The organism is Pseudomonas sp. 9Ag, assembly GCF_902506445.1.
GTDB classification, from domain to species: Bacteria; Pseudomonadota; Gammaproteobacteria; order Pseudomonadales; family Pseudomonadaceae; genus Stutzerimonas; species Stutzerimonas stutzeri_AB.
The window spans coordinates 234,294-246,303 of sequence record NZ_LR733836.1 but is presented as its reverse complement, the minus strand read 5'-3'; the positions used below and the strand labels follow the sequence as shown (position 1 = coordinate 246,303).

10 protein-coding genes are annotated in these 12,010 nt (G+C 61.2%); 9 read left to right on the top strand and 1 reads right to left on the bottom strand.

The window, feature by feature from the left end:
* Window positions 1-156: 156 nt before the first annotated feature.
* A complete protein-coding gene (rarD, locus tag ALTERO38_RS01080; RefSeq protein ID WP_102836737.1) occupies window positions 157-1,050 on the top strand; it encodes an EamA family transporter RarD in 894 nt (297 codons plus the stop codon).
* Between the two features lie 7 nt (window positions 1,051-1,057).
* Here rarD and ALTERO38_RS01075 read toward each other — a convergent pair whose 3' ends face one another.
* A complete protein-coding gene (locus tag ALTERO38_RS01075; RefSeq protein ID WP_102836736.1) occupies window positions 1,058-1,576 on the bottom strand; it encodes a glycine cleavage system protein R in 519 nt (172 codons plus the stop codon).
* Window positions 1,577-1,871: 295 nt separating this feature from the next.
* On the opposite strand from ALTERO38_RS01075, the gene ALTERO38_RS01070 reads away from it, so the two are divergent.
* From ALTERO38_RS01070 to ALTERO38_RS01035, 8 genes are all read left to right on the top strand, one after another.
* Entirely contained in the window at window positions 1,872-4,052 is a 2,181-nt protein-coding gene (locus tag ALTERO38_RS01070) for a malate synthase G (protein ID WP_159966949.1), read from the top strand.
* A 200-nt stretch (window positions 4,053-4,252) separates the two neighbouring features.
* Window positions 4,253-5,875 carry a methyl-accepting chemotaxis protein gene (locus ALTERO38_RS01065; RefSeq protein ID WP_159966948.1) on the top strand — a complete coding sequence of 541 codons (1,623 nt, stop codon included), beginning with the start codon at window positions 4,253-4,255 and terminating at the stop codon, window positions 5,873-5,875.
* 20 nt (window positions 5,876-5,895) lie between these two features.
* Window positions 5,896-7,059, top strand: a complete 1,164-nt coding sequence (locus ALTERO38_RS01060; protein WP_159966947.1) for a hypothetical protein — start codon at window positions 5,896-5,898, stop codon at window positions 7,057-7,059.
* A gap of 11 nt (window positions 7,060-7,070) precedes the next feature.
* On the top strand, window positions 7,071-7,475 hold the full coding sequence (locus ALTERO38_RS01055; protein ID WP_159966946.1) for a phosphate ABC transporter substrate-binding protein: 405 nt from the start codon (window positions 7,071-7,073) through the stop codon (window positions 7,473-7,475).
* Between the two features lie 197 nt (window positions 7,476-7,672).
* Window positions 7,673-9,607 (top strand): putative nucleotidyltransferase substrate binding domain-containing protein, encoded by a 1,935-nt coding sequence (locus ALTERO38_RS01050; protein WP_159966945.1) that lies wholly within the window; start codon window positions 7,673-7,675, stop codon window positions 9,605-9,607.
* Window positions 9,604-10,308, top strand: coding sequence for a PolC-type DNA polymerase III (locus ALTERO38_RS01045; protein WP_148925413.1), 705 nt, complete (start codon window positions 9,604-9,606; stop codon window positions 10,306-10,308). The genes ALTERO38_RS01050 and ALTERO38_RS01045 overlap by 4 nt, the downstream gene beginning before the upstream one ends.
* Window positions 10,309-10,429: 121 nt before the next feature.
* Window positions 10,430-10,945 (top strand): RNA polymerase sigma factor, encoded by a 516-nt coding sequence (locus ALTERO38_RS01040; RefSeq protein ID WP_102836729.1) that lies wholly within the window; start codon window positions 10,430-10,432, stop codon window positions 10,943-10,945.
* Complete coding sequence (locus ALTERO38_RS01035) at window positions 10,942-11,925, top strand: FecR domain-containing protein (RefSeq protein WP_159966944.1); 984 nt, start codon at window positions 10,942-10,944, stop codon at window positions 11,923-11,925. The genes ALTERO38_RS01040 and ALTERO38_RS01035 overlap by 4 nt, the downstream gene beginning before the upstream one ends.
* Window positions 11,926-12,010: the final 85 nt, after the last annotated feature.

Sequence of the window (12,010 nt, the reverse complement as noted above, 5' to 3'; positions counted from 1 at the left end):
GGCGACCCCTGAGTCGTGCAATGTCTGACGGGCTGCAGCCGGGCACGTTCAATGGCGGGTGTTTGCGAATGCTTCCGAGAGCGCCCGAGGCAGACAAATACCTTTACCTAAGCGCAAAATGACCGGCTCTCCGCCGCCCCGTTTATCAGGACATCCATGGCCACCGCTGATCTGCGCAAGGGTTACTTACTGGGTCTGATGACCTTTTCCATCTGGGGCCTGTTCCCGCTCTACTTCAAGTCCATCGAGCAGTACGCGGCGCTCGAGATCGTCACTCAGCGAGCCATCTGGTCGGCGCTGTTCGGTACGCTGGTGCTGAGCCTCTGGCGCCACCCCGGCTGGTGGCAGGAATTGCTGGCCCATCCGCGGCGGATCGGCGTACTGATGATTTCCAGCGTATTGATCGCCAGCAACTGGCTGATCTACGTCTGGGCGGTGAACCACAACCACATGCTCGAAGCGAGCCTGGGCTATTACATCAACCCGCTGGTCAACGTGCTGCTGGGGCTGATTGTCCTGCGCGAGCGGCTGCGCCCGCTGCAATGGCTGGCTGTGGCGATGGCAGCCATCGGTGTGCTGCTGCAGCTGGTTACCCTGGGCGACTTCCCCTGGGTGTCGATCGCTCTGGCATTGAGCTTCGGCAGCTACGGACTGCTGCGCAAGCAAGCACCTGTCGCCGCACTGCCGGGGCTGGTAGTGGAAACTTGGCTGTTGCTGCCGATCGCGCTGGGCTGGCTGTTCTTCTTTGGCAGCGGCCCGAGCACCGAATGGTCGTTCTGGACCCAACCGCAAGCGCTTTGGCTGGTGGCCGCCGGGCCCGTCACGCTGTTGCCGCTGCTGTGCTTCAACGCAGCGGCCCGGCATTTGCCCTATTCGACCCTGGGCTTCCTGCAGTACATCACGCCGACGTTGCTGCTGCTGCTCGCGGTGTGGGTGTTCGACGAGCCCTTTCCGGCTGATCGCCAGCTCGCCTTTGTCTGCATATGGGCCGGCCTTGCCGTCTACAGTTACGACGCCTGGCGACTGATGCGTAAAGCCAGCGTGCGCTGACGGCAGCTCAGTCGGCAGGCTGCAGCTTGAGCTCCACCATCAGGTCATCGGCAAGCGTTTCCAGGTGTTCCTGCAGGTCGTCCAGGGACAATTCGGTCGGCACGGCCAACCGTGCATCGGCCCGGAACAGCAACTCGTTGGTCATCGGTGCAGGCAGCACATCGGTGTCCAGGCTTTCCAGGTTCACGCCGTGCCGGGCCAGCAATTGCGTGATGTCACGGACAATACCGGCGCGGTCGTTGCCTACCAGCTGCAGCTGGATCATCCGCCAACTCCGCTCCGGCTCGGCGCCGCTTTGGGCAAAGAGCACACGAATGCCCTGCTGCTCAAGCTGCTGCAAGGCCTCGCTGAGATCGGCGTGGGCCTGAGCGGGCACAGCCACCCGCAGGATGCCCGCAAACTGACCAGCCATCCGCGACATGCGGCTCTCCAGCCAATTGCCGCCATGCTCGGCGATGCATTTGGCCAGGCATTCGACCAGCCCCGGCTGGTCTTCGGCAATCACGGTAAGTACGAGATGATCCATCTGTGGCTCCTTCAATAGGGAAATACGGCAACCGGCGCTGGCCGTGCGGCTGTAGAGAGTAATGGACCGCTCCCGTGGCATGCGACTCCATAGGTATAGAACAAACACCGTCGACGCCGCGGCAAAGTGTCGATTCCAAGGCCCTCTGGCTGCCCGATGAACAGACAATTGCGGGCCCTGGGCCTACGCCGAGTGGCGGACTGATTTTCCGAACGGCTTCATGTAGTATCCGTCGACCCGGACTACAAGAAGAAACAGTCCGACAGATTTGAAGAAGAACCAAGTGAGGCGAGTAATGACTGAGCGCGTTCAAGTCGGTGGCCTGCAGGTCGCCAAAGTCCTGTACGACTTCGTGAACAACGAAGCGATTCCTGGTACCGGCGTTGATGCCGATGCCTTCTGGGCCGGCGCTTCCAGCGTCATCCACGACCTGGCGCCGAAGAACCGCGCGCTGCTGGCCAAGCGTGACGAGCTGCAGGCGCAGATCGATGCCTGGCATCAGGCGCGTGCCGGTCAGGCCCACGACGCAGCGGCGTACAAGAGCTTCCTGCAGGAAATCGGTTACCTGCTGCCGGAAGCCGAAGACTTCCAGGCCACTACTCAGAACGTCGACGAAGAAATCGCCAGCATGGCCGGCCCGCAGCTGGTGGTGCCAATCATGAACGCGCGTTTCGCGCTGAACGCCGCCAATGCGCGCTGGGGCTCGTTGTACGACGCGCTTTACGGCACCGATGCCATCTCCGAAGAAGACGGTGCCACCAAGGGCCCGGGCTACAACGAGATCCGCGGCAACAAGGTCATCGCCTATGCACGCGCCTTCCTCGACGAAGCCGCCCCGTTGGAAACCGGCTCGCATGCCGATTCCACTGGTTACCGCATCGAGGCCGGCAAGCTGGTCGTCTCGCTGAAGGATGGCAACACCACCGGCCTGCAGAACCCAGCGCAACTGCGCGGCTTCCAGGGCGATGCCAGCGCACCGATTGCCGTGCTGCTCAAGCACAACGGCATCCACTTCGAGATACAGATCGATCCGGCCAGCCCCATCGGCCAGACCGACGCAGCCGGCGTCAAAGACGTGCTGATGGAATCGGCACTGACCACCATCATGGACTGCGAAGACTCCATCGCCGCCGTCGATGCCGATGACAAAACCATCGTCTACCGCAACTGGCTCGGCCTTATGAAGGGCGACCTGGCCGAGGAGTTGGACAAGGGCGGCAAGCGCATCACCCGTGCCATGAACCCTGACCGCGTCTACACCCAGGCCGATGGCAACGGTGAACTCACTCTGCACGGCCGTTCCCTGCTGTTCATCCGTAACGTCGGTCACCTGATGACCAACGATGCCATCCTCGACAAGGACGGCAACGAAGTACCTGAAGGCATCATGGACGGCCTGTTCACCAGCCTCTCCGCGATCCACAACCTCAAGGGCAACACCAGCCGCAAGAACACCCGCACCGGCTCGATGTACATCGTCAAGCCGAAAATGCACGGCCCGGAAGAAGTGGCTTTCACCACCGAACTGTTCGGTCGCGTCGAAGACGTCCTCGGCTTGCCGCGCAACACTCTGAAAGTCGGCATCATGGACGAGGAGCGTCGCACCACGATCAACCTCAAGGCCTGCATCAAGGAAGCGCGCGAGCGCGTGGTGTTCATCAACACCGGCTTCCTCGACCGCACCGGCGACGAGATCCACACTTCCATGGAAGCCGGCCCGGTAGTACGCAAGGCTGCGATGAAGTCCGAGAAGTGGATCAGTGCCTACGAAAACAACAACGTCGACGTGGGCCTGGCGTGCGGTCTGCAGGGCAAAGCGCAGATCGGCAAGGGCATGTGGGCCATGCCTGACCTGATGGCCGCGATGCTCGAGCAGAAGCTCGGCCACCCCATGGCTGGTGCCAACACCGCCTGGGTACCGTCGCCAACCGCCGCCACCCTGCACGCCATGCACTACCACAAGGTCGACGTGCAGGCGCGTCAGGTCGAACTGGCCAAGCGTGAGAAAGCGTCCATCGACGACATCCTCACCATCCCGCTGGCGCAAGACACCAACTGGACCGAGGAAGAGAAGCGCAACGAGCTGGACAACAACTCGCAGGGCATCCTCGGCTATATGGTTCGCTGGGTCGAACAGGGCGTCGGCTGCTCCAAGGTGCCGGACATCAACGACATCGCGCTGATGGAAGACCGCGCCACCCTGCGCATCTCCAGCCAGCACGTAGCCAACTGGATGCGTCACGGTGTGGTAACCAAGGATCAGGTGGTCGAAAGCCTCAAGCGCATGGCGCCAGTGGTCGATCGTCAGAACCAGGGCGACCCGGTATACCGCCCGATGGCGCCGGACTTCGACAACAGCGTGGCCTTCCAGGCTGCCCTGGAGCTGGTCCTCGAAGGCACCAAGCAGCCCAACGGCTACACCGAGCCGGTCCTGCACCGTCGTCGTCGCGAGTTCAAGGCCAAGAACGGCCTGTAACCCGCAACGCCGCTGCACAAAGAACCGCCCTTCGGGGCGGTTTTTTTATGGGTGTTTGCCGCCCAACGGCGCTCAAGTTCCGCCTGCGACATCCGATAACGTGACCGGATTGCCAAAATAAGTCACAATTTATCCGACAGATGGCAATGCGCCTCTAGTGGCCATTACGTAGTATCCGCCACCCACTGTGGAGTCGATGCATGTTCAAGAATTTCTCGCTCACTGCGAAGCTGTCGCTGGTCCCCGCCGTCGCCCTGCTCGGGCTGATTCTGTATGTCGGCTATACCTCGCTGCAGCTGTCTGCGACGGATTCGCGCCTGGTCAGCATCGAGACACAAAGCTATCCCACTCTGGAAAAAACTGACGCGGTGATCTTTCAGTTCTCTCGTATTCCCGGCCTGTTGAACAATGCCGTGGCCGCCGGAGAGTCGGGCATTCTCGGCGAAGCGCGCGAAGGGCTCAGTGAAATCGATGCGCAGCAGCAGGCGCTCGCCACGCTTCTGAACACCCAGCCGCAACGGCTTCAGGCGCTCAACGACTGGCGCAAGGCGGTCAAGGCGTACGCCGACAACGCGCTCGACGCTTCCGCCAAGCTGATCGACGGCAGTGCCTCGTTCGATGATCTACGCCCCAGTCTTGATCGTATGGCCAGTGACCTTGCCCAAGCGCAGAAACTGGCCACTGACTTCCGCACCGGCGCCTACCAGGATTTCCAACAGACCTTGGCCGAAACCCGCGAAACCAACAAAAACACCACTCGACTGGGAATCATCCTGAGCCTGGTGCTGATCGTGGTTGTGGGCCTCGGCGCCTGGCTGGTGATTCGCAGCGTGATGTCAAACGTACGCGGCGTGATCGCCTCTCTGCAGTCCATCGCACGTGGAGACGGCGACCTGACCCAACGCGTCAATGTCGAGTCTAACGATGAGATCGGCGCCATGATCGAGCTGTTCAACGGCTTTCTCGACAAGCTGCAGCGCACCATCCGCCAGATCATCGAAGCTGCCAGCCCACTGGGCCAGGTCTCCAAGGAACTCTACAACCTGACTCAGGGTTCGGAAGAGAACGCCAAGTCGCAGCAGCACCACACTGACTCCATCACCCGCGACATCCTCACCATGACCGGCAGCATCCAGGAGGTCGCGCAGCGCTCGCAGCAGGCCTCGGACGAAGCCAACTCGGCCGCGCGCCAGGCCGCCACCGCGCGTGAGCACGTTGGCAGCCTGTCGACCGGTATCAGTGACCTGGGCGACAGTGTGATGGGCGCAGTCAAGGCCATGGAGCAGCTGGAAGAGGAAACCCAGGAAGTCGGCTCGGTGCTCACCGTGATCCGCAGTATTGCGGAACAGACCAACCTGCTCGCATTGAACGCCGCCATCGAAGCCGCCCGCGCCGGCGAACAGGGCCGCGGCTTCGCCGTGGTGGCTGACGAAGTACGCAACCTGGCGCAGAAAACCTCCGCCTCCACTGCCGAGATTCAGCAGATCATCCAGCGACTGCAAAGCAGCGCCAACACCGTGCTCAATGTGATGAACAGCAATGGCGAGAAATCGCGCGCCAGCATCGAACGCTCGGTCGAAGCGACCCAGTTGCTCGAAACCATAGCCCGCACCGTCAACCAGATCGACGAACTCAATGCCGGTATCGCTCAGTTCACTCAGGAGCAGATCGGCCTGTCGAGTTCCATCCAACAAGAGACCCAAGTGTTGCAGCAGGACGCACAAGCAACCGCAAACGGCGCCGAAGCCACTGCCCGACTGGGCGAGCAACTGGTCAGCACGGGCGATCACCTGCGTGCAGCCACGGCCCAATTCCGCGTTTAAATTGCTTTAGGAGCATCCTGATGACCGCAGTACGTGTTATCGGCCTGGCAGCCGTCTGCCTGGCAACCACTCAAGCCTTCGCTCTCGAGCAAGGTGAGCACCGCCTAAACGGTTTTGGCACTGTCGGCGTCACCCACCTGGGTGGCGAAGATGAAGGCCGCAGCTATGGTGTCCAAGGCCAGACCAACGATTCCTGGCGCGGCGACCAGCTGTCCAAGTTAGGTGCGCAGTTGAGCTACGGCGTGACCGACACCGTCGGTGTGACCGTTCAGGCCACGGTCAAGGCGCAGCAGGATGAGTGGAAAGCCAACCTCGAGTGGGCTTACCTGTCGTGGCAGACCAGTGATCAGCTGATGCTCCGTGCCGGTCGCCTGCGTAGCCCGGTGTACATGTACTCGGAGAGCCTTGACGTCGGCTACAGCTACCCTTGGCTGCGCCTGCCCGATGAGGTTTACAGCCAAGTTCAGGTGACCAACTACGAAGGCGTTGACGCGGTCTACACCGTGCCGCTGTCCTACGGCTCGGTGACCTTCCAGGTTGCCGGTGGCCAGTCGAAGAATCGTGACTACTATGCCTACGACGAGCAGTTTGATATCGACTACGGCAAGCTGTTCGGCGCCAGCGTGAGCATGGCGACCAACGATTTCGGCACCCTGCGCATCGGTTATGTGGAAGCCGACATCACCACCGACATCAGCGGCACCGTCACCGTAGCGCCGGGTGTGGTTGCGCCCCTGAGCCTGCTCACACTGGACAAAGAGAAAGGCAAGTTCACCTCGATTGGCTACCAGTACGACAACGGCGTCTGGGTCAGCAGCAACGAGTGGACCTCGCGCATGATCGAGAACGACGACATGGAATCGATCGATTCCTTCTACCTGATGGGCGGCCGTCGCTTCGGCGACTTTCTGCCACACGTGACCTATGCACAGCTGGACGACAACGGCGGTCGTCAGAGCTCCTGGACCCTGGGCCTTAACTACCAGGCCGCCCCGACCGTCGTGGTCAAGGGCGAGTACAAGCGCGTCGACACCAAGAACGGCTATGACGGCGTGTTCACCCGCAACGCCCAGGAAGTCTACGAAAACGCCGTATACGAGCGTTTCGGTGGCGCACGCGGCGGCGTTCCTGCCCGCAACTACGACGGCGACATCGTTTCCGTCGGCGTCGATTTCGTATTCTGAGGAGCGTCCAGATGAAAGCATCCCTTCGCATCCTCGGCAGTGTTGCACTGCTTGGCATGGCATCCCTGGCTCAGGCCGAGGTCGCCGTCATCGTCAATCCAGGCGCGGCCAAAGCGCCGTCGCAGTCTGAGGTCGCCAACATCTTTCTGGGCAAGGACAAGTCCATGAAAGGCGTCGACCTCAAGGACTGGACGCCGGCCAAAGAGAGCTTCTACTCGGCGGTGACCAACAAGAACGAGTCGCAGCTCAAGTCGTATTGGTCCGGTCTGGTGTTCACTGGTAAAGGCCAGCCGATGACCAGTGTGGCCGACGAGGCCACAATGGTCGCGAAAGTTGCGGCGGAAGCCGACGCCATCGGCTACGTCGACAGCGCGGCAGTCAACGATTCGGTAAAGGTGTTGTTCACCCTGCCGTGATCTTGACCTGCAACTGAAAGAACCGTCCCTTGCGTCTGCATCGGGCGGTTTTTTTATGAGCGAAAAACCCTGCAACACCCCGGCTCCATGAGCTGACCCGTGTCAGCCCGATGTGGCGCCCGCGCGACTAGACTTACGTCCAATGTGCCACGCCGGACCCACAGCCCACCATTGGGCCCAAAAAATGGAACCGAACCATGAGCAAAGCCGATGCTTTCGCCGAGGCAGGCAAGACCGCCGTGCTGCAGAACATTCATGGGACCATGGAATTTCTGCGCAAGTACCCGCCTTTCAACCAGATGGAACCGGGACATCTCGCCTATCTGGTAGAGAACTGCCAGCTGCGCTTCTACAGTGAAGGCGATTGCATTATTTCGCCCGATGACGGTGTCGTCGAACACTTTTACATCATCAAGCAGGGCCGCGTGCATGGCCAGCGCCCACACACCAGCAAGCGCGGCACCGACACCACTTTTGAAGTGATCGTTGGCGAATGCTTCCCGATGGCCGCGCTAATGGGCGAACGGGCCACTCGCACCGGGCACTTCGCCGCCGAAGATACCTTTTGTTATCTGTTGAGCAAGCCCGCCTTCATCAAGCTGGTGTCCAAATCGGCCGCATTTCGTGACTTCGCCATGCGTGGCGTCAGCAGCCTGCTCGACTTGGTCAATCAGCAGGCGCAGATGCGGGCCGTGGAAAGCCTGGGCGAGCAATACTCGCTGGAGACAAGCATCGGCGAGCTCGCGTTGCACCATCCGGTCTCCTGTCTGCCATCGATGCCACTGGCCGATGCGGTAGCACTGATGCACGAGAACAACACCGGTAGCATCGTGATCACCGACCTCGAACTTCACCCGCAGGGCATCTTCACCTTGCGCGATCTGCGCCGGGTGATCGGTACCGGTACGACCGACCTGTCCGTCCCGATTGCCGAGTTCATGACGCAGGACCCCTTCCATCTGCCACCGGATGCAACCGCGTTCGATGCCGCGATTGCGATGACCGAACGTCATATCGCTCACGTCTGTGTCGTCGATAAAGGTCTGCTCAGTGGAGTGATTTCCGAACGCGACCTGTTCTCGCTGCAGCGCGTCGACCTGGTTCACCTGGCGCAGGCGATTTCCCACGCCGACAGCGTCGAGACACTGGTGATCATCCGCAGCCGCATTCTGCAACTGGTCGACAACATGCTGGCACACGGCGCGTCGTCGACACAGATCACCCACATCATCACCCTGCTCAACGACCATACCGTCTGCCGCGTGATTGAGCTGGCCATCGAAGTGCTCGGTGACCCCGGCATTCCCTTCACCTGGCTGTGTTTCGGCAGCGAAGGGCGTCGCGAGCAGACCCTGCATACCGATCAGGACAACGGCATACTCTTCGAAGCCGCCGATGCAGCCGAAGCCGCACAGATCCGAGGGTCCCTGCTGCCGCTCGCAGAGCGCATCAACCGCGATCTGGACACCTGCGGTTTCACCCTGTGCAAAGGCAACATCATGGCCAGCAATCCACAGCTGTGCCTGTCACGGCTGGAATGGCAGCGACGCTTCAGTGCCTTCGTTCGCGAATCGACACCGGAAAATCTGCTGAGCAGCACCATCTATTTCGACCTGCGCGCAATCTGGGGGCCCAGCGAAGGCTGCGAGCAGCTGCGCGCCAACATGCTTGAAGAAGTGGGCGAGAGCCGATTGTTCCAGCGCATGATGGCGGAAAACGCGTTGCGCCATCGCCCGCCTGTGGGGCGTTTTCGCGATTTCGTGGTGACCCGCAAAGGCGACGGCAAGGCGACCCTGGATCTCAAGGTGCAGGGCCTGACGCCCTTCGTCGACGGCGCGCGCCTGCTCGCGCTGGGCCACGGCATCACCGCATGTAACACGTTGGACCGCCTGCGCCAGCTGGTCGAAAAGGATGTCATAGACGAGAAGGATGGCGCGGCCTACGAAGAGGCCTACCATTTCATCCAGCAGACCCGCATGCAGCAGCATCAGCAGCAGGCGCGCGAAGGACGGCCGTATTCAAACCGACTCGACCCCGACACCCTCAACCATCTTGACCGGCGTATCCTGCGTGAATCCTTTCGCCAGGCGCAGCGCCTGCAGAGCAGCCTGGCGGTTCGCTATCAGCTATGAATATGCCTTGGTTCAGACATCGCGGCCCGACCCTCGAACTGCAACAACTGCAACGGCGCGATCAGCTTGCCGAGCCCGCCGCGCTGGGCCTTTGTCCGCTGCCCACGCAGCGCATGGTAGTGCTCGATCTTGAGACCAGCGGCCTGGACATGCGTCGCGATATCGTCCTGTCCATTGGCGCCGTGGTGATCGATCAAGGCGGCATCCAACTGGGCGATCAGTTCGAATCGACCCTGTTGCGCCCGGCACAAAAGGTTAGCGAGAGCGTGCTGATCCACGGGATCGCGCCCAGCGAACTCGAAGCGGGCGAGGACCCTGCCGAAGCGCTTCTGGATCTCATGGAGTTTGTCGGCGACAGCCCGATCCTGGCGTTTCACGCAGGTTTCGACCAGCGCATGCTGACCCGTGCACTGAAGCAAACGCTCGGTTACAAGCTGCGTCATCCTTTCATCGATGTCGCCGAACTGGCGCCGATGCTCTGCCCAGACAACCGCCCGCGACAGAATGGTCTGGACGACTGGTGCACGCATTTCGGGCTGCATGTGCTGCAGCGCCATCACGCCAGCGCCGATGCACTGGCCACCGCCGAGCTGGCGTTGATTCTGTTCAGCAAGGCGCACCGACAAGGGCTGGACAGCTTGGATGCCATCAACCTGCGCTTGGCTAACTGGCGCAAACGGCAACAGGCTCAATTCATGTAGCGCTCGGCTAAACAGTCACGGATGAATGAGCGCGACATCTGCGTTGCGCCGCTGGCGACAACTTGCGATCATGTGCGAATAGTTCTCGTTACTGGCCATCCATCGGCCTTGGAGCATTCGCTTGTCGGCTGGGTCAACCCATCAACAGTTCGTCGGCTCGCTGTATCGCGATCATCGCAGCTGGCTGTTGAACTGGCTGCGCCGCCACCAGGCGTGCCCTCATCGCGCCGAAGACCTGAGCCAGGACACTTTCGTCCGACTGCTCAAGCGTGACGACATAGGCGATTTGCGTGAGCCACGCACCTTGCTGGCGACGATTGCCCGCGGCCTGTTGATCGACCATTTTCGTCGCAGTGCACTGGAGCGTACTTACCTTGATGAACTCGCCCAGCAGCCGGAAGAAACGCAGCCCAGTGCCGAAGAGCAATTGCAGGTACTTCAGGCATTGCGCGAAGTGAACCTGATGCTGGGCGAGCTCTCAGCCAATGCACGTGCAGCCTTCTTCTATAACCGTCTGGACGGTCTGCCCCATGCGGAGATCGCGTCACGGCTCGGCGTATCCGTCCCGCGCGTGCGCCAGTATCTCGCCCAGGCTCTGCGCCAGTGCTACATCGCCGTTTACGGTGAGCCAAGATGAGCCTGGATCGGCAGCCGGTATCAGCCCGAGTTCTCGACCAGGCCATCGCCTGGCAGCTACGCCTTGGCGACGGTGCCGTAAGCGCTCAGGCCAGAAAAGAGCTGCAGCGCTGGCTGAACGAAAGTGCTGAGCATGGCAAGGCCTGGGCGCAGCTAGGCGGTATCGATCAGCAACTCGGGACCATTGACTCCCCAACCGCGCGAAGAGCGCTGCAGCTCAGTGCGAACTCCGGACGGCGAACGGCTGGGCGCGCGCTTCTCAGTCTGGCCCTGCTGGGCACGTTGGGTGTCGGAACGGCCCTGCAGTCGCAGCCGTTACCCGTGTGGTTGGCCGACGAGCACACCGGCGCGGGTGAACAGCTGAGCGTTACGCTGGCCGACAACAGCTACATACAACTGAACAGCCGCAGCGCTCTGGATGTTCACTTCGATCAGCAAGAGCGCCGAGTGTTTCTGCACCGCGGTGAAGTGCTTGTTGAAACAGCACCGGGTAACGATCCGAGACCCTTCATAGTTGAAACCGAACAGGGCGATCTGCGTGCGCTCGGTACGCGATTCATCGTTCGGCAAGAAGGTAACGCAACCCGCTTAGTCGTGCTCCGATCAGCCGTGGCCGCGCTTCCCAGCGGCCTGCAAGCTGGTCGCACCGTGCAGGCAGGCGAGCAGGTACTGATGCACCGCGATCATCTCGACCAGAATGAACAGGCGCCGGCCGCGGCAGATGCCTGGAGCAGGGGCATGCTTGTTGTGGAAGACCTGCCATTGGCCGAGCTGCTGGCAAAACTTCGCGAGTATCGCCCTGGCTACCTTGGTCTCGATCCAAGCCTCGAATCCCTGCGTATCAGTGGCAGCTTCCCGCTGCACGATACTGACCGCGCGCTGGCTGCGCTGCCACCCAGCCTACCGGTGCAAATCGAGCGCCACACCGATTGGTGGGTCAAGGTGGTGCCAGCGCAACCCGTCAGCCGGCCGGACAAGTAACGGCGGCGCCCATACAGGGGCGCTGCAGGCCTACGAAAATATTTTCAGCTGCCCCTATCACTTTTTATTTCTGATCCGGCCTGAT

Bases quoted from the DNA above. Each gene is read 5' to 3' on its own strand.
- ALTERO38_RS01045 (WP_148925413.1), top strand. From the start codon at position 9,604: ATGAATATGCCTTGGTTCAGACATCGCGGCCCGACCCTCGAACTGCAA.
- ALTERO38_RS01035 (WP_159966944.1), top strand. From the start codon at position 10,942: ATGAGCCTGGATCGGCAGCCGGTATCAGCCCGAGTTCTCGACCAGGCC.
- ALTERO38_RS01055 (WP_159966946.1), top strand. From the start codon at position 7,071: ATGAAAGCATCCCTTCGCATCCTCGGCAGTGTTGCACTGCTTGGCATG.
- ALTERO38_RS01050 (WP_159966945.1), top strand. From the start codon at position 7,673: ATGAGCAAAGCCGATGCTTTCGCCGAGGCAGGCAAGACCGCCGTGCTG.
- rarD (WP_102836737.1), top strand. From the start codon at position 157: ATGGCCACCGCTGATCTGCGCAAGGGTTACTTACTGGGTCTGATGACC.
- ALTERO38_RS01070 (WP_159966949.1), top strand. From the start codon at position 1,872: ATGACTGAGCGCGTTCAAGTCGGTGGCCTGCAGGTCGCCAAAGTCCTG.
- ALTERO38_RS01075 (WP_102836736.1), bottom strand. From the start codon at position 1,576: ATGGATCATCTCGTACTTACCGTGATTGCCGAAGACCAGCCGGGGCTG.
- ALTERO38_RS01065 (WP_159966948.1), top strand. From the start codon at position 4,253: ATGTTCAAGAATTTCTCGCTCACTGCGAAGCTGTCGCTGGTCCCCGCC.
- ALTERO38_RS01060 (WP_159966947.1), top strand. From the start codon at position 5,896: ATGACCGCAGTACGTGTTATCGGCCTGGCAGCCGTCTGCCTGGCAACC.